Raw genomic sequence first — 23,513 nt, forward strand, 5'->3', positions numbered from 1 at the left:
ATCACACAGCCAAAACAATGCACCGCAATGGTGCAAACCAACTGTTCACCCACGCACACTGATGTGACATTTCTGCTTCATTTTCAGCCAATTTCGCAAAAAAACCTGCCCTTCGTCGGTGCGTTTGCCTCGCAATCCGGCACGTCCGTACCGCTTTAAACCGATTGTCGAACAATTTTGCCATTCAGGCTTTACCGCTCTAAGTTCTGGTCTAGGCTCATTTTCGCGGGGCGAAACCGGCCGGTCACAAAGTGGAAAAAAAGTCGAAACTTTTATCTCCGGTGATCGGTCGACTGAAAGGTAGGTGCGTTGCGACTGGTGCAATCCTTGCAATGGCTACTCCACCCATTCTGCTTCAGCGCATTGGGCAGCGTTTGCTACCGATGTGCAGCGCTTTTGCGCCCGGCCCCGGGAATGGGCCAATGAAATACCGTTTGCCAGACCTAAGAATTAGATCAACAACACGGGAGATTCATATGATCAGTGCGGCTTTAGATGTTCAGGGAGAACGTGCTCATCAGCATGTCGGCGAATCGAGCGCCGTGAGTGCTCCCACTGCCCAGACGATCAGCGTTCCCGGCACCAGAACGCTGGCCCCGGTGGCCAGGCAGAATCCCAACCGCAAGAAAGTATTGTTCGTCACGTCGGAAATTGCCGATCTGGTGAAAACCGGCGGCCTGGGTGACGTTTCCGCCGCCCTGCCACGGGCCATGACGCACCTGCACGATGTGCGGGTATTGATCCCCGGTTACCCGCAGGTACTGCACAGCGAAAACCCGATTCACATCATCGGTGAGCTGGGCGGCCATGCCGCTCTGCCACCCTGCAAGATCGGGCGCATGGACATGCCCGATGGCCTGGTCATTTACGTGTTGATCTGCCCCGAACTCTACGAGCGTGAAGGTTCACCCTACGGTGCCAACAACGGCCGCGACTGGCCGGACAACCATATTCGCTTCGCTCGCCTGGGCCTGGCGGCCGCCGATATCGCCGCCAACCTGGCACAGATTCACTGGTGCCCGGACCTGGTGCACGCCCATGACTGGCCCGCCGGCCTGGCACCCGCCTACATGCACTGGCGCGGGCAGCGCACCCCGACCCTGTTCACCATTCATAACCTGGCGTATCAGGGTGTGACCAGCCTGGGGTCGTGCCCTGAACTGGGCATTCCCCATCACGCGCTGCAACAGGAAGGTATGGAGTTCTACGGCAAGATGTCGTTCCTCAAGGCCGGCATGGCCTATTCGAGCCACATCACCACCGTCAGCGCGACCTACGCCCAGGAGATCACCACCCCGGCCTTCGGCTGTGGCCTGGATGGCTTCCTGGCCGCCAAGACCCAGCAAGGTTTGCTCAGCGGCATTCCCAACGGCATCGATGAAAGCTGGGACGCTGCTACCGATACGCACCTGTTCCGCCCGTTCAGCATCGGCGACTGGGAAGGCAAGGCCGTCAACGCCGCCCATGTGCGCCAGTTGTTCGGCCTGGAAGCTAGCGAAGGCCCGCTGTTTGCCGTGGTCTCGCGCCTGGTCTACCAGAAAGGCCTGGACCTGACCGAAGCGGTTTCCGAATACATCGTCAAATCCGGCGGGCAGATCGCGATCATCGGCCGTGGCGAGCCGGAAGAAGAACAAGCCATGCGCGAACTGGCCCTGCGCTTCCCCGGCCAGATCGGTGTGCGCATCGGCTTCAATGAAACCGACGCCCGCCGCATGTTCGCCGGCAGCGATTTCCTGCTGATGCCTTCGCGTTACGAACCTTGCGGCCTGAGCCAGATGTACGCCCAGCGTTTCGGTTCGTTGCCGGTGGCGCGCAATACCGGCGGGCTGGCCGACACCATCGAAAACGGCGTGACCGGTTTCCTGTTCGACGAATCCACGGTCGAAAGTTATCAGGAAGCCCTGAGCCGCGCGTTCAAGGTCTTCGCCTTCCCCGACCTGCTGCACGCCATGCGCTGCCGGGCCATGGCGGCGCCTTTCAACTGGTGCAAGGCGGTCGAACCCTACGCCGAACTCTACGAACAGCTGGTGGCCAAGGCACTGGGGAAATCGAACAAACAGTAAGAGGCTTTCAGGATGCCGTTACGGACCCTCGAGACCTGGCCCCACGGCGCAATCATGCTGGACGCTGAACACACGCAATTTGCGTTGTGGGCGCCAGATGCGTTCTACGTCAGTGTCGAACTGGAAAATGGACAGTCCTTGCCGTTGCTGCCACAGGCTGACGGCTGGTTCGTGATCAATACCCGTTGCCCGGCGGGCACGGGTTACCGCTTCAACATCGACGGCGAACTGGACGTGCCCGACCCGGCCTCCCGCGCCCAGGCCGGGGACATTCACCAGCACAGTGTGGTGGTCGATCCCCATGCCTATCGGTGGCAACACAGCGCGTGGCTGGGCCGTCCGTGGAACGAGGCGGTGATTTACGAATTGCACGTCGGTGCGCTCGGCGGGTTTCAAGCCGTCGAGCAGCAGCTGGCGCGCCTCGTCGAACTGGGTATCACGGCGATCGAACTAATGCCCGTGGCGCAATTCCCCGGCGAACGCAACTGGGGTTACGACGGGGTGCTGCCCTACGCGCCCCAGGCGTCCTATGGCTCGCCGGAACAGCTCAAGCACCTGATCGATACCGCCCATGGCCACGGCCTGGCGGTGATTCTCGACGTGGTCTACAACCACTTCGGCCCGGACGGCAATTACCTGCATCGCTACGCCAAGGGCTTTTTCAATGCAGACAAACACACGCCCTGGGGCGCGGCCATTGATTTCCGCCGTCGCGAAGTGCGGGACTTTTTCATCGAAAATGCCTTGATGTGGTTACTGGAGTACCGTTTCGACGGCTTGCGCCTGGACGCGGTGCATGCCATCGATGACCCGGATTTCCTCCCGGAACTGGCGCAACGGGTGCGCCAGCAGGTCGATCCGCCGCGTCACGTGTGGCTGATGCTGGAAAACGAACACAACCAGGCCAGCCTGTTGCAGCAAGGCTACGACGCGCAGTGGAATGACGATGGCCATAACGCCCTGCACGTGCTGTTGACCGGCGAAATAGACGCCTATTACGCCGATTATGCGCAAAACCCCACCGAACAACTGGCGCGCTGCCTGAGCCAGGGATTTGTGTTTCAAGGCCACATCAACCGCCATGGCAAATCACGCGGCGAGCCCAGCGGGCACTTGCCGCCCAGCGCCTTCATTCTGTTTTTGCAAAACCACGATCAAATCGGCAACCGCGCCTTTGGCGAGCGCCTGCATCAACTGGCGCATCCTGAGGCCTTGAAAGCCGCCACCGCATTGTTGTTACTGTCGCCGATGATTCCGTTGATGTTCATGGGTGACGAGTGTGCCGCCGAACAGCCGTTCCTGTTTTTCACCAGCCATCACGGCGAGTTGGCACGATTGGTTCGTGAAGGGCGGCGTAACGAGTTTGCCGCGTTCAGTGCATTTGCCGATCCGCATCGGCGCGAACAAATCCCCGACCCGAATGCACCCCAGACTTTCGAAGCGTCCCGGCCAGCACTGAACGTTGCCGGCGCTTCGGCCACCCACGGGCTGTATCGACAGCTGCTGCAAATACGCCATCGACACATCATTGCGCGCCTGCCCGGCGCCCAGGCCTTGGGTGCCGAGGTATTGGCCGACGGCGCGGTATCGGCTCGCTGGTTGCTGGGCGATGGCAGCCTGTTGCGCATTGACCTGAACCTCAGCCACCAGCCCGTGGTCCACACCCCACAGGCCGATGCCCAGGTGTTGTTCGAGCATCCTCCACAGGCCAAAGGCCTGCTGGATCAGGGCACCCTTGCCCCCTATTGCGCGCTGGTCACCCTCAAGCCCGCGGCCCCTTTGCCACCCCCGGATGGAGAGCGTCAATGAGCGATGCGCAACTTGAAATTCTGGCCAGCCGCGCCGGTCTGGCCGTCGACTGGATCGACGCCAACGGTCGCCCGCAAAGGGTCGCCCCTTCGGTGTTGCGCAATGTCCTGACCGGGCTCGGCCACCCGGCCGGCAGCGCGCAGGAGATCGATGCCAGCCTGCTCGAATTGCAGCAGGTGCAACAGACCCGGCACTTGCCGCCTTTGCTCACTGCCGACGTCGGCGTCGGCCTCAACCTGGCCCATTACTTCGCGCCGCAAACGCCGTGCGAGGTTCACCTTGAAGACGGCTCTCGGCTCACCCTCAAACTGGACGCCGAGGCGACGCTACCGGGACTGATTCCGGTCGGTTACCAGCAGGTCAGCATCGACGGACAAACCTTTACCCTGGCCGTGGCACCTGAGCGTTGTTACAGCGTGGGCGATGCCGTGGAAAACCCGACCCCGCGCACCTGGGGCCTGAGCGTTCAGCTATACGCCTTGCGTCGCAACGGCGATGGCGGGTTCGGCGATACCCAGGCCCTGGAAGACCTGGCCCGGGTGGCGGGTGAACGTGGCGCCGAAGCGCTGGCGATCAGCCCGCTGCATGCCATGTTCGCCAGCGACACTCAACGCTACAGCCCTTATTCGCCATCCAGCCGTTTGTTTCTCAACAGTCTGTACTGCGCGCCGGGCGCAATCCTTGGGGAGCGTGCGCTGCGCACCGCCATCGATGCCACCGGCCTGGCTGACGAACTCAGGCATCTGGAAAATCTGTCCCTGATCGAGTGGCCGGCCGCCGCCGAAGCCAAGCATCGACTGCTGGAGGCGCTGTATGAAGGCTTCGTGCAGGGTGAACACCCGTTGCACGCTGACTTCAGCAGCTTCCGCCATGCCGGGGGAGAAGCGCTGGAAAACCATTGTCGCTTCGAAGCCATTCAAGAAGCCCGTGCTGCCAACGGAGAAAGTCTCGACTGGCGGCACTGGCCCGAGCCATGGCGCAACCCGCGCAGTACTGCGCTGGCCGAATTCGCTGAGGAGAATGCCGGCCGCATCGGCTACTTCGCGTTCTGCCAGTGGCTGATCACCCGGTGCCTGGAACGCGCGCAAGCCGCCGCCCGAAGCAGCGGCATGGGCATTGGCCTGATCACCGACCTGGCCGTCGGTGCCGATGGCGGCGGCAGTCAGGCCTGGAGCCGTCAGGATGAACTGCTCGCCTCCCTCACCGTCGGCGCGCCACCTGACATTCTCAACCGTACGGGGCAAGGTTGGGGGATTTCCGCGTTTTCCCCGGAAGGCCTGGTGCGCAACGGTTTTCGTGCCTTCATCGAAATGCTGCGCGCCAACTTCGCCCACGCCGGGGGCCTGCGCATCGATCACGTCATGGGGCTGCAACGCTTGTGGGTGATCCCCAATGGTGCGCCGCCTGCCGACGGTGCCTACCTCTATTACCCGGTGGACGACCTGTTGCGCCTGTTGACCCTTGAATCCCATCGCCACCAGGCCATCGTCCTTGGCGAAGACCTCGGGACTGTGCCGGACGGTCTGCGGGAAAAACTCATCGCCCGCTCCATGCTGGGCATGCGGGTATTGCTGTTCGAACAGGACAATACCCACTTCAAGCCCATCCTCGACTGGCCGGACAATGCCCTGGCGACCACCAGCACCCACGATTTGCCGACCCTCAATGGCTGGTGGCATGGCCGTGACATCGACTGGAACGCCCGCCTGGGGCTGATCGATGCACACGCTGAAATCGAATGGCGCCACCACCGTGAGCGGGAGCGCGAGGGCCTGCGCCGCACATTGACCCAGGACCCGCAGAACTTTCGCGAAGAGTCCCATGAGACCGATCAGGTGCTTGACGCCAGTGTGCGTTTCCTCGGCCATACCCGTGCGCCACTGGTGTTGCTGCCGCTGGAGGATGCCCTGGGCATCGAACAACAGGCCAATCTGCCCGGCACCATCGATTCCCACCCCAATTGGTCGCGACGCTTGCCGGGCTATAGCGAAGCCCTGCTCGATGACCCCGATGCCGCACGCCGCCTGGAACTGCTCGCCTGCGCGCGACTGCAGGCGGCCGAGCGCGACCAATGACAGCGGTGCAAATACAGCCACTACGGGCCACCCTGCGCCTGCAATTTCATAAAGGTTTCACCCTCGATGATGCGGTGCCGCTGGTGCCGTACTTCGCCCGCCTCGGCATCAGCCACCTGTATGCCTCGCCGCTGCTCAGCGCGCGTGCCGGCTCCATGCACGGCTACGACGTGGTGGACCCGACCACCGTCAACCCGGAGCTTGGCGGCGAGGCGGCGCTGCATAGACTGGTCAGCGCGTTGCGTGGCCAGCACATGGGGTTGATCCTCGATATCGTCTCCAATCACATGGCCGTCGGCGGTAGCGATAACCCCTGGTGGCTGGACTTGCTGGAATGGGGGCGTCTGAGCCCCTACGGCGAATTCTTCGATATTCAGTGGCACTCGCCCGATCCGTTGATGGAAGGCCAGTTGCTGCTGCCATTCCTCGGCAGCGACTACGGCATTGCGCTGCAGGACGGCACCCTGCCCCTGTGTTTCGATGCCTCGCGCGGGGCGTTTCATGTCGCGCATTACGATCATCACTTTCCGATTTGCCCCAGCCATTACGGCGAACTGCTGAAGGCCGACACCGAGCCGCTCAAATCGCTGGCAGACCGCTTCAGCACATTGAGCTATCAGACGGACGCCCATAGCCTGGCGATGCCATTGAAAGAAGAATTGCGCGAACTGGTCCGCGATCCGGCCATACGCCAGGTCATCGACAACAACCTGAAAAGTTACGACGCCTTTACCCCGGAAGGCTTCCAACGGCTGCACAATTTGCTGGAACGCCAGAGCTATCGGCTCGCGAGTTGGCGCACCGCCGCGGACGACATCAACTGGCGGCGCTTTTTCGATGTCAACGAACTGGGTGGGCTGCGCGTAGAACGTCCCGCCGTGTTTGAGGCGACCCATGCGAAAATCTTCCAGCTGCTGGCCGAAGGCCTGGTCGACGGACTGCGCATCGACCACATCGATGGACTGGCCGACCCGAGGGGTTACTGCCGAAAACTGCGGCGGCGGGTCGATCGCCTGGTACCGGGCCGGCATCTGCCGATCTATGTCGAGAAGATCCTCGGCGAAGGCGAAACCCTGCATCGCGACTGGTCGGTGGACGGCACCACCGGCTACGAATTCATGAACCAATTGTCGCTGCTGCAACACGCCCCCCAGGGCGCACAGACCCTGGGCGAACTCTGGCACCGTTACAGCGAACGCCCGGCCGATTTCGCCCAGGAAGCGCAGCTGGCGCGCCAACAGATTCTCAACGGTTCCCTGGCCGGGGATTTCGAAAGTGTCGCCCAGGCCCTGCTGCAAGTGGCCCGGGATGACCTGATGACCCGCGACCTGACCCTCGGTGCAATCCGTCGGGCATTGCAGGCGCTGATCATGCATTTTCCGGTGTACCGCACCTACATCAGTCCACTCGGGCGTTCGGAACAGGACGAGGTATTTTTCCGACAGGCCCTGGACAGTGCCCGGCACACCCTCGGCGAAGCGGACTGGCCGGTGCTCGATTGCCTGGCCGGTTGGCTGGGCGGCGAGCCCTGGCGCAAACGCCCGGTTGGACGCGCGCGCAAGCGGCTCAAGCATGCCTGCGTGCGCTTTCAGCAATTGACCTCACCGGCGGCGGCAAAAGCGGTGGAAGACACCGCGCTCTATCGTTCGGCCGTGTTGCTTTCGCGCAATGACGTCGGCTTCGACACCGAACAGTTCAGCGCGCCAGTGGCTGACTTTCATGCCGCGTGCGGCCGGCGACTGGCCGAGTTCCCTGACAACCTGCTGGCCACCGCGACCCATGATCACAAACGCGGCGAAGACACCCGCGCGCGCCTGGCGGTGTTGAGTGAGCGCAGTGCCTGGTATGCCGACCAGATCGGCCTGTGGCGCGCCCTCGCCCGCCCCCTGCGCAACGATGACTCATCACCGTCGGCTGGCGATGAGTTGATTTTGTATCAAGCCATCCTCGGCAGTTGGCCGCCGGGTTTGCGCAGCGACGATCAACCGGCGCTGGAGGACTACGCCGGACGCCTCTGGCAGTGGCAGCGCAAAGCCCTGCGTGAAGCCAAGTTGCAGAGTAGCTGGAGTGCGCCAAATGACGCCTACGAGCAAGCGACCCAGGCATTTGTCCAAGGCCTGTTGCTGACGCCGGAGGGCGAATTGCTGCGCTCGGCCTTGGGCAAGGCCGCGCAGGTCATCGCCGTCCCCGGCGCGCTCAACGGCTTGGCGCAAACCTTGCTGCGCATGACCGTGCCGGGGGTGCCGGACCTCTATCAGGGCAATGACTTCTGGGACTTTTCCCTGGTCGATCCGGACAACCGTCGGCCAGTGGATTACCCCAGCCGCCAGCAGGCCTTGCACGAATCGATGGAGGCGTCTGATCTGTTGCCGCACTGGCGGGACGGACGCATCAAGCAGGCCTTGATCGCGCGCACGTTGAACCTGCGTTCAGCGCATCCGGAGCTGTTTCGACGGGGCACTTATCAGCCCCTCGAAATCCTCGGCGACCAGGCGCATCGCGTGCTGGGATTTGTTCGGGAACATGAGGGCCAACGGGCCATCGTGATCGTGCCGATTCGCTGTGCATCGCTGCTGGAAAACAGTGCCGTCCCGCAGGTGAGTGCGCTGCTGTGGGGCGATACGCGGGTCCATTTGCCGTTTGCTACCGCCGGGGAAAATCTCAAGGGACTTTTTTCAAGCGTCGCAGTCACAAAACACAGGGAGCTGATGGTCAGCGCCGCGCTGGGGGACTTCCCGGTCAATCTCTTTATCCAAACTACCCACACTTGAGTTCAGTTCAGGAGCAATGCGATGAGTACCGACGATAAACGCATCCGCGAGTTTGCCTATCAGATCTGGGAGTCCGAAGGTAAGCCCGAGGGCCAGGAAGCCCGGCACTGGGAGATGGCCTGCAAACTGGCGGAAGCCGAAGCGCTGGCGCCGAAAAAGGCACCGAAAGCGGCGGCCAGCAAGACACCAGCCAGCAAAACGGCGCTCAATGGTAAGGGTGGCGAGCCAAAAACCAAGGCCAAGGCGAAACCTGCCGCTGCCTCCAAGGTGATTCCGCCGGGCGAGAAGGCCACCGAGAAAAAGCCTCGGGCTGTGCGCAAACCGCCTGCCGTCTGACGCATTGCCCGACTGAGCTGAACAACTGTGTGGCGAGTCTTCTCGCCACCGCGGGCACGCTCGCCAGGCCTACCCCCCTTGTGGGAGCGAGCCTGCTCGCGATAGCGGCCTGTCAGGCAACGCAAGTGTTGGATGTGGAACCGTCATCGCGAGCAGGCTCGCTCCCACATTGACCAGGCAGTTGCCCCCCCCTTTGCAGGAGCACTTATGACCCGCCCAAAGAAAGACACGCCAGCCCCTCAAGAGCCGTCGAGAATTCGTGAGGGCCTACCCTTTCCATTGGGTGCGACCTGGGACGGTCTGGGGGTCAATTTCGCCCTGTTTTCCGCCAACGCCACCCGTGTGGAACTGTGCATTTTCGACGACGCCGGCGAAGTGGAACTCGAACGCATCGAGCTGCCGGAGTACACCGACGAAATCTTCCACGGCTACTTGCCCGACGCCCATCCGGGGTTGATCTACGGCTACCGTGTGTATGGCCCGTATGACCCGGCCAACGGCCACCGATTCAACCACAACAAATTGCTGATCGACCCCTACGCCAAGCAACTGGTGGGCAAGTTGAAATGGTCCGAAGCGTTGTTCGGCTACACCATCGGCCACCCCGACGCCGACCTCAGTTTCGATGAACGCGACAGCGCGCCCTTTGTGCCCAAATGCAAAGTGATCGACCCGGCGCACACCTGGGGCCACGACCACCGGGTCAGCGTGCCGTGGGACAAGACGATCATTTATGAAACCCACGTACGCGGCATCAGCATGCGTCACCCAGGCGTCCCCGAGAACCTGCGCGGCACCTTCGCCGGGTTGATGGTCGACGACATGCTCGAACACATCCGCAAGCTCGGTGTGTCCACTGTCGAGTTGCTGCCGATCCATGCGTTCGTCAATGACCAGCACCTGCTGCACAAGGGGATGACCAATTACTGGGGCTACAACAGCATCGCGTTCTTTGCGCCAGACCCGCGCTACCTGGCCAGCGGCAAGATCGCCGAGTTCAAGGAAATGGTCGCGCACCTGCACGAGGCCAATCTGGAAGTGATCCTCGACGTGGTCTACAACCACACCGCCGAGGGCAACGAACAGGGCCCGACCCTGTCCATGCGCGGCATCGACAACGTCTCGTACTATCGCTTGAAGCCCGATGACAAGCGCTTCTACATCAACGACTCCGGCACCGGCAACACCCTGGACCTGAGCCACCCGTGCGTGCTGCAAATGGTCACTGACTCTCTGCGCTACTGGGCCTCGGAAATGCATGTGGACGGGTTCCGCTTCGATCTGGCGACTATCCTGGGGCGTTATCACGATGGCTTCGATGAGCGTCACAGCTTCCTGGTGGCCTGCCGCCAGGACCCGGTGTTGCGTCAGGTCAAGCTGATTGCCGAAGCCTGGGACTGTGGCCCCGGCGGCTATCAGGTCGGCCACTTTCCACCGGGCTGGGTGGAATGGAACGACAAGTTCCGTGACACCGTGCGCGCCTTCTGGAAAGGCGACGACGGGCAACTGGCGGACTTCGCCAGTCGCATGACCGCATCCGGCGAGATGTTCAATCAGCGTGGTCGTCGGCCCTATTCTTCGGTGAACTTCGTCACCGCCCATGACGGTTTCACCCTCAACGATCTGGTGTCGTACAACGACAAGCACAACGAAGCCAACGACGAAAACAACCAGGATGGCAGCAACAACAATCTGTCATGGAACCACGGCGTCGAAGGCCCTACCGACGATCCCGAAATCAATGCATTGCGTCATCGGCAGATGCGCAACTTCTTCGCCACCTTACTGCTGGCACAGGGCACGCCGATGCTGGTGGCCGGCGATGAATTCGCCCGCACCCAGGATGGCAACAACAATGCCTATTGCCAGGACAGCGAGATCGGCTGGGTCAACTGGGACCTCAGCGAAGACGGCAAGGCCCTGCTCAAGTTCGTCAAACGCCTGATCAAATTGCGCCTGGCCTACCCGATCCTGCGCCGCGGGCGTTTTCTGGTGGGCAATTACAACGAGGACATCGGCGTCAAGGACGTCACCTGGCTGGCCGCCGATGGCAGCGAGATGACCACCGAGCATTGGCACGATGCGCACAATCGCTGCCTGGGCATGCTGCTCGACGGCCGCGCCCAGGAAACCGGCATTCGCCGCAAGGGCGCCGACGCCACCCTGTTGCTGGTGGTCAACGCCTACCACGACGTCGTCAACTTCGTGCTGCCGGAAGTACCCGATGGCGGGTTCTGGACCTGCATGATCGATACCAACCAACCGTCGATTCGCGGCCAGGAGCGCTTCGAGTTCGGCCACGAGTATTCGGTCACCGGTCGTTCGCTGCTGTTGTTCGAACTGCAACATGAGGAAGAAGAGTGAGCAGCGCCCCCCCTGTAGGAGCGAGCCTGCTCGCGAAAAACGCCTGGACACCACTGGCATTCAGACAACCCGCGTCATCGTTGACGCCCATCGCGAGCTAGCTCGCTCCTACAGAGGAGTACGGAAAAAAAATGTACCGCCTGGAACATCGAGGCGACGAATAGCATTACATGAGCAATACTCTGTGCGCGGCGATTCCAGGGCTCGGAACGCGGCACAATGCTATCAACGAGAACAAGGACGTAGCCATGAAACCGGTCTCTCTGCTCGAAAACAGCCTGCTGGCACAAATCTGGAACAGTGCCCCGCAATTGGACAACGTCCCGGTCATCAACACCCAATCCCTGGTCCGGCCTGGTGCGCGCGCCGTGGTAATTGCCCCGCATCCTGGCGATGAAGTAGTGACCTGCGGCGGCCTGCTGCAGTTGCTCAGCGCCATGGGCCATCCCTTGCAACTGATCTCAGTGACTGACGGCAGCGCCAGTCATCCGGGCTCGCAGCAGTGGTCGGAGAAACGCCTCAGCGTATTCCGCTCCCAGGAAAGCGTCGAAGCCTTGCGCCGGCTCGGGTTGCCGATGCACAGCCTGAAGTGGATTCGCGGCGGCTTCACCGACAATGCCCTGGCCGAACATGAGCAGCAAATGACCCGGTTCATAGCCCGTTATTTGCGGCCGGGCGACGTGGTGTTCAGTACCTGGTCCGAAGACGGCAACAGCGACCATGATGCCGTTGGCCGAGCCAGTGCCAATGCCGCGACCATTGCCGGCGCCGATTTTAACGAAGTGCCGGTCTGGGCCTGGCACTGGCCAACGCGTGATCGGGGCCTGATCCCGTGGCATCGTGCCCGCAAGGTACGCCTGGACACCTGGACGGTGGCGCGAAAAAGTCATGCGACCCATGCATACGCCAGCCAACTGGACGGTGAACCCGCCATCGGCATCGCCCCGCTGCTGCCACGGGTGCTGCTGGAGCGGATGCGGTTGCCTTATGAAATCATCTTCGTCTGAACTGCAGAAATTCAACTGTGGGAGATTTATTGGCTGAGGGCGACACAGATCCACTGTGGGAGCGAGCCTGCTCGCGAAGGGACCCTCACATCCAACACCCATGTTGACTGACCCACCGCTTTCGCGAGCAGGCTCGCTCCCACAGGGAATCAGATACATCCGAGAAAATCCGGATGGAACCGCCCGCCCCCACATCAGTCGCATGCATAAGCCAGCCTTGATTCAGAGGAGTGAAAGTGACCAGTACATCCAAGCCGCAGACGATCGAGTCGGAGCCGCGGGACAAATCACCGGCCATTCATCGACTGCGAGTGCTGACCGTCAACACTCACAAGGGATTTACCGCCCTCAATCGTCGTTTCATCCTGCCGGAACTGCGTGAAGCCGTGCGCAGTACCTCAGCGGACCTGGTGTTTTTGCAGGAAGTGGTCGGCGAACACGATCGCCACTCTTCGCGTTACAACGATTGGCCATCGACCTCGCAATACGAGTTTTTGGCGGACAGCATGTGGAGCGATTTCGCCTATGGCCGCAATGCGGTCTACCCCGACGGTCATCATGGCAACGCGCTGCTGTCCAAATACCCGATCCGCGAGTACCGCAACCTCGACGTTTCGATCACCGGCCCCGAGCGTCGCGGTTTATTGCATTGCGTACTGGACGTGCCGGGCCATGCCGAGGTGCATGCGATTTGCGTGCACCTGAGCCTGCTGGAAAGCCATCGTCAACTCCAGTTGCAGTTGCTCTGTCAGCTGCTTGAGTCCCTGCCCGACGAGGCACCGGTGATCATCGCCGGCGACTTCAACGACTGGCAGCTGCAAGGCAACGCGGCCCTCGCCCGTCGCGATGATCTGCACGAAGCCTTCGAACGCCATCACGGCCGTCCGGCAAAAACCTACCCGGCGCGATTTCCGTTGCTACGCCTGGATCGCATTTATCTGCGCAATGCCAGCAGTCATGAGCCGACAATTCTCGGGACCCGACCCTGGACACACTTGTCGGACCATTTACCCTTGGCCGTTGAAGTACATCTCTGAGCCCTTGGCCGGGCTTGTCGAAAACGGTTCATGCCCGGTTGATTAATCGTTTCACCTGTTACTTTTGACAGTAGATATGTAAAAAAACGACTGCTACGTTGCTCTCGTCCATGGACTGTATGTATGGACATGCGACTCATAGTGGCCGTCGTTGCCGAAGGATTTCGATTACGGGAGATTGCCTTCCCGATGCTGTCTCGCAACTCGCGCTGCCGAGGGTGATTGAAGCATTGCCATTTTTGACACGTGGCAACTCAGTCGCCGATCAACATGCGGAGACGAGCATGAAGTTTTCCAGCGATCTGCCCAAGTACCGTTACAGTGCCTGCATCCTTTTATTGCTGTTAGGCGTAGGCGGATCCCACCCCGCCCACGCAGCCTGTACGCTCACCCCCACCGCCGGTAACGATAATTTCGTCTGTGACAGCGCCAGCAATGGACCGCTGACTGACCTGGCGGGCAATAACACCTTGACCTTTCCCGCCAGCGGCACCGGTACGATCAATGGCAATGCCACGTTCGGCGCCGGCGCCGATACGGTGGTCATGAACTCCGGCCGCATCGTCGGCACGCTCAATCAGGGGGATGGCACCAATATCCTCACCATCAACGCCGGGCAGATTACCGGGGCCGTTAACCAGGGCAGCGGCATCGATAACTTCACCATGAACGGCGGCTCTATCCAGTCCCTGGCCCAGGGCGACAGTCGCGATTTTTTCCTGATGACCGGTGGCACCATCGTCGGTGCCTTCGAGGACGGCGATACCGCAAAAATGACCGGGGGCACCATCGGCCGGGTTGACATGAAACTCGACAACAACCTGTTCGACATGTCCGGCGGCAATATCCTGGGCAATCTGGTGACGGGCTTCGGACGAGACACCATCATCGTCTCCGGGGGCAAGATTGGCGGCAACATCAGCGTCAGCGGTGGTAACGACAGCATCACGGTGACCGGTGGCGAGGTCGTCGGCGAGATCCGCACCAGCGCAGGCAATGACACCTTTGTCTGGGATGGCGGTGGCCTCCTCCATTCGGCAATCCTGATGGAAGACGGCAATGACAGCGCCACCGTGCGCAATCTCAGTGAAGGCACCCTCGCCCAGACCCCGAGCCTCAACGGTGGCAGCGGCAACGATGTGCTGACCTTCGATCACAGCACGACCACGGGTGCCGGTCGTTACGTCAATTGGGAAACGGTCAACCTGAACAACAGCTCACGGCTCGATCTCGCCGATAACTTCGTCCTGGGTGACAACGCCAGCGGCACCGGCGTTTTCAATATTGACGGCAGCAGCACCCTGACCTCGACGCAAGGCAGCATCACGCCCTTCACCGCCGGCCAGCGTGCCACGTTGAACAATGCCGGGATCATCGACCTGAGCAGCGGCAATACCCGCACAAGCGACACGTTGACGGTCCAGGGCAATTACACCGGCAGCGGCGGTCAGTTAAGGGTGCAAAGCGTGCTCGGCGATGACAGCTCACCCAGCGACAAACTGGTGGTCAATAACGGGACTTTGACCGGTACCACTGCCATCTCGGTCACCAATCTGGGTGGCACGGGTGCGGTCACCTTGCAAAACGGTATTCAGGTGGTTCAGGCCCAAGGCACCGCAACCAGCGATGCCGGCGCCTTCTCGCTCAAGACCCCATTGTCGGCCGGCGCCTTCGAGTACCGCCTGTTCAAGGGCGGCGTCACCCCTGGCAGCGAAAACAGCTGGTACCTGCGTTCGTCCGTCGTGGCGCCGCCGCTGGTTCCGGTAACCGTGGCCAACGCCGACCCGGCCCTGCCGCCGGTGGTGGTGTTGGTGCCGCTGGTGGCGACACCCGTGGCCGCTCCCGGAAGCCCGCCATTGAGCACGCCCGCACCCGGTGCCGCACCGATTGCGCTGTACCGTCAGGAGGTGCCTGCCTGGACGGTATTGCCCCCCGCCGCAGCGCAACTGACCCTGTCCGCCCTCGGTACTTTCCATGATCGCCAGGGCGATCAGCGCCTGTTGACGGAAACCGGCTCCTTCGGCGCCGGCTGGGGTCGGGTCTACGGCAAGAACATCGACCAGACCTGGGCCGGCACCGTCACGCCACGGCTCGACGGCTCGATCAAGGGGTTTCAGGTGGGCAACGACCTGTACGGTTCACAGACTTCCGGAGGACAAACGCAACGCACAGGCTTCTTCGTCGGCCATAGTCGCCTGGACGGTGATGTCGATGGCTTCAATCAGGGCTATCAAGGCAAGCGCGCCGGTAAAGTCGAGCTCGAGGGTGACAGCGTTGGCCTGTATTGGACCCTTGCGGCCCCCGGCGGCTGGTATTTCGATACGGTAGCGATGTACACCTGGCTGCGCGGCGACAGCCATTCCGACCGCGGCCTCAAACTCGACAATAACGGTCACGGGCTGACCCTCTCAGTAGAGACCGGTTATCCCTTCGCGCTGGCGAACAATTGGGTGATCGAACCCCAGGCGCAAATCATCCGCCAGAAGATAAACCTCGACAGTCAGGACGACGGTATTTCCAGGGTGTCTTTCGATTCCGACCCCGCCTGGACCGGACGTCTGGGTGCACGTCTCAAAGGGCGCTATAACGTCGGGGGCCTGCCACTGGAGCCTTGGTTGCGCGCAAACCTTTGGCAGACGCTTACCGGCACCGACACAGTCACTTTTGCCGGTACTACCGATATCGACACCGAGCAGAAATCTTCGTGGGCCGATGTCGGTATCGGCGCCAACCTGTCCCTGGCCACCAGCGTCAGCGTGTACGCCAATGTCGATTACAGCCGCAATATAGACAGCAATCAGCAGCGTGGAGTGGCTGGAAATCTGGGAATAAGAGTGAGCTGGTAATACCGAGCAATCGCTCTAGCCCGCACTTTTTTTGACGATTTTTCCAATAAACAAGAACTTAGGGATGCGCCGTAAATCAGTCACTTATAAGACCCGAAATACCCATACCACTTATCGGCCATTTTCTTGACGCAGCGGCAGGGGTCTTCTTGACTTCACCGTACTACCCCCGGAAACACTATCAGGGGCAAGCCCCCCAAGACACCCGCGAACACGGGCGGCCCCCGGCTTGCCTCCATACATTCGGTCGCCCCTCGCTCGGGGTAGGAGAGACGCCAAGGCAAGTACGGCACGCGATGCAAGGTAGCCACGCCATGAAAACCTCATTCACCCAACAAGAGATCAAAATCACTTTTTGCACTGTCTCGAGCTCACTCCTGTTGTGCTCCTCCATGGAAGTGCAGGCCTCACCGGTCGAAGAAGATACAGCCCCCTGGTATCGCCAGGACATCCCGGTGCTCGCCCTGCCCGCAATCGCGACCACGTACCCCGGCCGTTTCGGCCCTGCGCCTGATATGCGAAGTAGCCAACTCACCACCGAAGACGCGACACCCTATGCCTGGGATCAGGTCTATGGGCAGGCCTCCCGCCAGGCGCAAACCGACGCCACGGACCAGGGCTTTACCAATCCCGGCTCAGGCGAAATCAAGGGTCCGGCGATCCTCACCCTGCAAAGCGGTAGCGGCCATACCCAGCAGGTCGGCCTGATTGGCGGCACCAACCAGATTCAGGGCAACAGCAATGGCCTGCTGACCAATCGCGGCATGTCTGACCCGAGCACCGACACCCTTAACCTGCAAGGCCAAAGCCTGGGCGCCTACTACAGCCTGACCGGGCCACAAGGCTGGCACGTCGACCTGACGGCCAGCGGTGGCCGCGTCAACGGTTTCAGCCGCAACGACCAGGGCCTCCGGCAAGCCACCGAAGGCAGCGCGATGACACTGTCGGTTGAGGGTGGCTTTCCGATTGGCATCAGCGAAAACTGGGTGGTTGAACCCCAGGCGCAATTGATCAACCAGCGAATTACCCTCGACACCCCCTATGCGGGCTCGGGCAACACTTCTTCCTCCGACCTGACGTCATGGAGCGGCCGTGTCGGTGCGAAATTGAAAGGCAGTTATGCCATCGACGGCCTGCCTGTCGAACCTTATGTTCGGACCAACTTGTGGCACACGGTGTACACCGGCAATACCGTGACGCTGGACCAGGTGGACAAGATCACCAGCAGTCGCAACTCTTCGACGGTCGAACTGGGTTTGGGTCTGGTCGCCAGAATGACACCGACCGTCAGCCTGTATGTCAGCGCCGACTACAGCAGCGATGTGCTCAACAGTGACTTCAACGGGTTGATTGGCAGTCTGGGGGTGCGGATGCGGTGGTGAAGGTCTGGACTCAAGATGTGTGTTGTTTGCAATGACGCCATCGCGAGCAGGCTCGCTCCCACAAGGATTGCGCATAACCTGTGGGAGCGAACCTGCTCGCGATGGCGTCGATGCGGTTTCGGATCAGCCCTCGGGACTGAGCATCAACACCGCCAACGGCGGCAAGTTCAGTACCAGCGACAACGCCTGACCATGGCTCGGCGCTTGCTCGGTAGACACCCCGCCACTGTTGCCGTAATTGGACCCGGCATAGATCGACGAATCGCTGTTGAACAGCTCGGTCCACTGCCCGGCGAACGGTACGCCAACGCGATACGCCTCACGAGGCACCGGAGTGAAGTTGGCCACCACCAGCACCGGCCGACCTTCCTTGCTCCAGCGTAGCCAGGCATAAACACTGTTCATGGCATCGTCGCCAATCAGCCACTGGAAGCCCTGCGGTACGTCATCCTGCTCGTGCAGCGCCGGCTCTTGGCGGTACAGGCGATTGAGGTCGCCCACCAGTTTCTGCACACCCTTGTGTTCCGGATATTGCAGCAGGTACCAATCGAGTTGCTGATCGTGGTTCCACTCGCGCCACTGGCCGAACTCACAGCCCATGAACAACAGTTTCTTGCCCGGATGCGCCCACATGAAGCTCAGATAGGCCCGCAGGTTGGCGAATTTCTGCCAGCGGTCGCCGGGCATCTTGTCGATCAGCGAATGCTTGCCGTGCACCACTTCGTCATGGGAGATCGGCAGGATGAAACGCTCGGACCAGGCGTACACCAGGCCGAAACTCAGTTCGTTGTGGTGATGGGCGCGGTACACCGGGTCCTGCTGGATGTAATGCAGCGAATCGTGCATCCAGCCCATGTTCCATTTGTAGGCAAAGCCCAGACCGCCCTGTTGGGTACTTTGACTGACCCCCGGCCAGGCCGTGGACTCTTCGGCGATCACCAGCGCACCCGGCGCTTCCAGCGCGACCACGTCGTTCAGGTGACGCAGGAAGTCGATGGCCTCGAGGTTCTCCCGTCCGCCGTGGCGATTGGGCACCCATTCACCGGCCTTGCGCGAATAATCGCGGTACAGCATCGACGCCACCGCATCGACCCGCAGGCCGTCGACGTGGAAGTGCTTGAGCCAATGCAGCGCCGAAGCCAGCATGTAACCATGCACCTCGGTGCGCCCCAAGTTGTAGATCAGCGTGTCCCAGTCCTGATGGAAGCCTTCCTGCGGATTGCCGTATTCGTACAGTGCGGTACCGTCGAACTGGGCCAACCCGTGAATATCGGTCGGGAAATGCGCCGGCACCCAGTCGAGGATCACGCCGATTTGCGCCTGGTGGCAGGCATTGACGAAGGCTGCGAACTCATCGCCGCTACCGTATCGGGCACTGGTGGCGAATTGCGAGAGCAATTGATAACCCCACGAACCACCGAACGGGTGCTCCATGATCGGCATCAGCTCGATGTGGGTGAACCCGAGGTCTTTGACATAGGGAATCAGCCGCTCGGCCAATTCCGGCCAGGTGTACTGGCGGGCGACTTCGCCAAGATCGTCCAGTTCGCATTGCCAGGAACCGGCGTGCAACTCGTAAATCGACAACGGCGCCGTAGGACGATGACGCTCGCCACGGGACTGCATCCACTCCTGATCCTGCCAGTCGACTTGCAGCGGGGACGCCACTTTCGAGGCGGTGTCCGGCGGCAGGCTCGTGGCCAGCGCCATGGGGTCGGCTTTCAGCGGCAGAATGCCTTGTTTGCCGAGAATTTCGTATTTATAGGCCTCCCCCGCCTGCAGGCGCGGGACAAACACTTCCCAGACCCCGGTGGGGTGACGCAGGCGCATCGGGTGACGGCGGCCGTCCCAGTTGTTGAAGTCGCCGACCACCGACACGCGCCTGGCATTCGGCGCCCATACGGCAAACCTGACACCTTCGACGCCCTCTACGGTCTTGAGCTGCGCACCGAGGCAACTGCTCAAGTCACGGTGATTGCCTTCGGCGAACAAGTACAAATCCATTTCGCCGAGCAACGGGCCGAAGCTATAAGGGTCTTCCGAGATCTGCTCGCCACCGGCCCAGCGGGTTCGCAGCAGATAGGGTTGCGCCCGGTCGAAGTGCCCGACAAACAGTCCGGGGGTCTGGGTGGCTTCAAGGCTGCCCAGCTCCTCGCCTGAGTCCCTGGCCAGCACTTGCACGCTCAACGCGTCCGGCAGATACGCCCGGATGTACTGCCCGCCGGCACCATCGCCATGGGGGCCGAGAATTGCAAAGGGGTCGTGATGCTCGGCGCGTACCAGGGCATCGATATCCCGTGCCTTGGGCAACAGCGCTTCGTTGTGATGATGACCCTGTTCCTTGTTCGAGAAACTCATGACTACTCTCCACCAAGATCGGAAAAGGGTTTGAGCCCACTCAATAACCCGTACAAACCATGCAACGGCACGGTGAGCCAGGTGGGGCGATTCTCTGCCTCATAGGCCACTTCATACGCTGCCTTCTCCAGGCCGAACAACGCCAGCGCGGCGTCCTCGCCCTCAGGATCTTGCCATGCATGGCCAAGCGTAGCTGCCGATTGCCGATAAGCGACCACAAATGCATGTTTTGCTTCATTTAAATAGCGATCGGCAACGCGCTGGCGCGCGGCTTGCACGCCCTCGGTGTTGTCGACGTTGTGCACGTTGATCGCCATCGCTGCCGCATAGTCGAACGAGCGCAACACGCCGCTGACATCCTTGTACGGACTGTGCTTGCCCCGTCGCTCATGCAAGGGTCGCGCCGGCTCGCCTTCGAAGTCGATCAGATAGGCATCGCCCTTGATCACCAGCACCTGCCCCAGATGCAAATCGCCATGCACGCGTATGCGCAAACCGCCTGCCGTCTGTTTCGCCAATGCCTGCACATGGCTGAGAATGGCTTTTTTGTTGTCCAGTATTTTGCTGACCAGCTTTTTGTCCGCCGGGTTCAGTTCGGTTTGATGCTGTTTAAGCAGCTTCAACGCGTGCTCGATTTGCGCCGCCACATCCTTGGCCACCCCCAGCGCATCCTTTTGCGTGGTGACGTGCGGATCAAAGTCCGGATTGTCGCTCGGTGCTGCCAGCACCTGATGCATTTCCCCCAGGCGCTGGCCGAGCATGCCAGCGAAATCTTTCAATTCGCCCAGTGCGTTGTAATGCTGCTCCTGCTCCGACATGGCGTCCGCCAATTCATCGCGCAATGCCCGTTCCAGGTTGTTCTGCGTCCATTCCCAGGCATCGCCCTGATTGCTCAGGTAGCCTTGGGCGATCATCAGCAGGTTGTCTTCGCCGGCCGCATCGCGGCGAACCACCGAACCCAGCAGTGGTGAAATATGGCGGAAACCGGCGTTGGTGAGGTACGCGCTCATCTCCAGCTCAGGGTGAACGCCCGACGCGACCTTGCGGATCAGCTTCAGCACCAGGCTGTTACCGACCACCACCGAGCTATTGGATTGTTCGGCCGACAGATAACGCACCTCCGACTCCGCCGTCAGGCCCAGCCGGGCCAGCTCGGCGGTCGGTTCGAAACGGATCTCGCCGCCATCGGAAGGCAATACCGTGCTGTTGTGCATACCCTGCAACACCGCTCGGATAAAATTTTCCAGGCTGAAGGCATCGGTGATCAAACCGACCTGCGGCCCGCGACGCACCCTTGAAAGGGCAAGCTGTTGCGGCAGAGCGGTGCCGACCTGGTCTTCGGCAATGAAGCCGAACGGCAACTGGTAACGGCTGGTCTGGCCGGCGCTGGTGACTTCGATTTCACTCAACAACACCGGGTGTTGTGCATCACCGAAACGCACACCGTAGGCCAGGTTGACCTGTTCGATGGCCGCGTCCTTGCCGGCGAACCAGCGGCGGTTTTGCAGCCAGTTCGGCAAGATGTCCTGCTCCAGCGTGTGGCGTGACGGCACTTCGAGCAACTCTTCCATGCGTTTTTTCAGCACCAGCGTGGTGAAGTCCGGCAGGCTTTGCGCCGGCTCCACGTGCCAGCTCGGCATCTGGTTCTCGGCGGCAAGACCGAACCAATAGAACCCATAAGGCGCCAGGGTCAGCAGGAAGCTCAACTGGCCGATGGGCGGGAAGGCGTTACCGCCGAGCATCTCCACCGGCACCATGCCGACATACGCCGCCAGGTCCAGCTCTACGGCTTGCGCACTGCGCGAGACGTTGGCCACGCACAGAATGATTTCGTGTTTGCCATCCGCTGCGGTGTACTCGCGGGTATACGCCAACACCCGGCGATTGGTCGGCGAGAGCATTTTCAAGGTGCCACGGCCAAACGCCTTGGATTGCTTGCGCACCGCGAGCATGCGCCGCGTCCAGTTGAGCAGCGAATGCGGGTCGCCGGCCTGGGTCTCGACGTTGACCGACAGGTAGCCGTATTGCGGGTCCATGATCGGCGGCAGCACCAGGCTGGCCGGATCGGCGCGGGAGAAGCCGCCGTTGCGGTCGATGGACCATTGCATCGGCGTACGCACGCCATCGCGGTCGCCGAGGTAAATGTTGTCGCCCATGCCGATTTCATCGCCGTAATACAGGGTCGGCGTGCCCGGCATCGACAGCAACAGGCTGTTGAGCAGTTCCACGCGACGTCGGTCGCGCTCCATCAACGGCGCCAGGCGCCGGCGAATCCCCAGGTTGATCCGCGCCCGACGGTCGGCTGCGTAGTAATTCCACAGGTAATCGCGCTCCTTGTCGGTGACCATTTCCAGGGTCAGTTCATCGTGGTTGCGCAGGAAAATCGCCCACTGGCAATTGGCCGGGATCTCCGGGGTCTGACGTAAAATGTCGGTGATCGGAAAGCGATCTTCCTGGGCCAACGCCATGTACATGCGCGGCATCAGCGGGAAGTGGAACGCCATGTGGCACTCGTCGCCGTTTAGGCCCTTCTTGTCGGTATCACCGAAATACAATTGCGTGTCTTCCGGCCATTGATTGGCCTCGGCCAGCAGCATGCGGTCCGGGTAATTCGCATCGATCTCGGCGCGGATCTGCTTGAGGACGTCGTGGGTCTCCGGCAGATTTTCGTTATTGGTGCCGTCGCGCTCGATCAGGTAGGGAATGGCGTCCAGGCGCAAGCCGTCGATACCCATGTCGAGCCAATAGCGCATCACCGACAGCACGGCCTTCATGACCTGCGGGTTATCGAAATTCAGGTCCGGCTGGTGCGAATAAAAGCGGTGCCAGAAGTACTGGCCGGCCACCGGGTCCCAGGTCCAGTTAGACTTTTCGGTATCGAGAAAAATGATCCGGGTGCCGTCGTATTTTTGATCGTCATCCGACCACACGTAGAAATCCCGGGCCGCCGAGCCTTTCTTGGCCTTGCGCGCACGCTGGAACCAGGCGTGCTGGTCGGAGGTGTGGTTGATGACCAGCTCGGTGATCACCCGCAAACCACGCTTGTGCGCCTCGGCGATGAAGCGCTTGGCATCGGCCATGGTGCCGTAGTCACTGTGAACGCCACGGTATTCGGCAATGTCGTAGCCGTCGTCGCGGCGTGGCGAGGGATAGAACGGCAGGAGCCAGATGGTGTTGACGCCGAGGTCGGCAATGTAATCGAGTTTGGCGATCAGGCCTGGAAAATCGCCGATACCGTCATTATTGGAGTCGAAATAGGATTTGACGTGGACTTGATAAATGACCGCGTCCTTGTACCAGAGCGGGTCCTTGATGAAAGTGGCTGCCTTGGGTTTCTTCGCCATTTGAAACTCCTGCTCAATTCGAAAATGCCGCTGAACCGGTGCCCCCTGTGGGAGCGAGCCTGCTCGCGAAGAGGGAGTGTCAGTCACCGCTGATATTGACTGTCCTGCCCCCTTCGCGAGC

Annotated in this window: 12 protein-coding genes; 10 read left to right on the forward strand and 2 right to left on the reverse strand. The window is 61.1% G+C overall.

Going from position 1 to position 23,513, the window contains the following annotated elements; all coding sequences use genetic code 11:
• The first annotated feature begins 476 nt into the window (after positions 1 to 476).
• From glgA to LAB08_RS15545, 10 genes are all read left to right on the forward strand, one after another.
• Positions 477 to 2,063 (forward strand): glycogen synthase GlgA, encoded by a 1,587-nt coding sequence (gene glgA, locus LAB08_RS15500; protein ID WP_096511179.1) that lies wholly within the window; start codon positions 477 to 479, stop codon positions 2,061 to 2,063.
• 12 nt (positions 2,064 to 2,075) lie between these two features.
• Positions 2,076 to 3,872 carry a malto-oligosyltrehalose trehalohydrolase gene (treZ, locus tag LAB08_RS15505; RefSeq protein ID WP_096511177.1) on the forward strand — a complete coding sequence of 599 codons (1,797 nt, stop codon included), beginning with the start codon at positions 2,076 to 2,078 and terminating at the stop codon, positions 3,870 to 3,872.
• On the forward strand, positions 3,869 to 5,947 hold the full coding sequence (gene malQ / locus LAB08_RS15510) for a 4-alpha-glucanotransferase (RefSeq protein ID WP_096511175.1): 2,079 nt from the start codon (positions 3,869 to 3,871) through the stop codon (positions 5,945 to 5,947). The genes treZ and malQ overlap by 4 nt, the downstream gene beginning before the upstream one ends.
• Positions 5,944 to 8,718 carry a malto-oligosyltrehalose synthase gene (locus tag LAB08_RS15515; protein ID WP_096511173.1) on the forward strand — a complete coding sequence of 925 codons (2,775 nt, stop codon included), beginning with the start codon at positions 5,944 to 5,946 and terminating at the stop codon, positions 8,716 to 8,718. The genes malQ and LAB08_RS15515 overlap by 4 nt, the downstream gene beginning before the upstream one ends.
• A 21-nt stretch (positions 8,719 to 8,739) precedes the next feature.
• A complete protein-coding gene (locus LAB08_RS15520; RefSeq protein ID WP_096511171.1) occupies positions 8,740 to 9,054 on the forward strand; it encodes a DUF2934 domain-containing protein in 315 nt (104 codons plus the stop codon).
• A 207-nt stretch (positions 9,055 to 9,261) separates the two neighbouring features.
• Entirely contained in the window at positions 9,262 to 11,418 is a 2,157-nt protein-coding gene (gene glgX / locus LAB08_RS15525) for a glycogen debranching protein GlgX (RefSeq protein WP_096511169.1), read from the forward strand.
• 248 nt (positions 11,419 to 11,666) lie between these two features.
• Positions 11,667 to 12,425, forward strand: coding sequence for a PIG-L deacetylase family protein (locus LAB08_RS15530; RefSeq protein ID WP_096511167.1), 759 nt, complete (start codon positions 11,667 to 11,669; stop codon positions 12,423 to 12,425).
• Between the two features lie 236 nt (positions 12,426 to 12,661).
• Complete coding sequence (locus LAB08_RS15535) at positions 12,662 to 13,462, forward strand: endonuclease/exonuclease/phosphatase family protein (RefSeq protein WP_096511165.1); 801 nt, start codon at positions 12,662 to 12,664, stop codon at positions 13,460 to 13,462.
• 284 nt (positions 13,463 to 13,746) lie between these two features.
• On the forward strand, positions 13,747 to 16,308 hold the full coding sequence (locus LAB08_RS15540) for an autotransporter family protein (RefSeq protein WP_096511163.1): 2,562 nt from the start codon (positions 13,747 to 13,749) through the stop codon (positions 16,306 to 16,308).
• A 314-nt stretch (positions 16,309 to 16,622) separates the two neighbouring features.
• Complete coding sequence (locus LAB08_RS15545) at positions 16,623 to 17,690, forward strand: autotransporter domain-containing protein (RefSeq protein WP_096511161.1); 1,068 nt, start codon at positions 16,623 to 16,625, stop codon at positions 17,688 to 17,690.
• A gap of 123 nt (positions 17,691 to 17,813) precedes the next feature.
• On the opposite strand, the gene glgB is transcribed toward LAB08_RS15545, so the two are convergent.
• Both glgB and treS read right to left on the reverse strand, forming a co-directional pair.
• On the reverse strand, positions 17,814 to 20,048 hold the full coding sequence (gene glgB / locus LAB08_RS15550; RefSeq protein ID WP_096511159.1) for a 1,4-alpha-glucan branching protein GlgB: 2,235 nt from the start codon (positions 20,046 to 20,048) through the stop codon (positions 17,814 to 17,816).
• 2 nt (positions 20,049 to 20,050) lie between these two features.
• On the reverse strand, positions 20,051 to 23,392 hold the full coding sequence (gene treS / locus LAB08_RS15555) for a maltose alpha-D-glucosyltransferase (RefSeq protein WP_096511157.1): 3,342 nt from the start codon (positions 23,390 to 23,392) through the stop codon (positions 20,051 to 20,053).
• Between the last annotated feature and the right edge of the window lie 121 nt (positions 23,393 to 23,513).

Origin of the sequence: Pseudomonas izuensis (assembly GCF_002356535.2) — a bacterium.
Lineage (GTDB): Bacteria > Pseudomonadota > Gammaproteobacteria > Pseudomonadales > Pseudomonadaceae > Aquipseudomonas > Aquipseudomonas izuensis.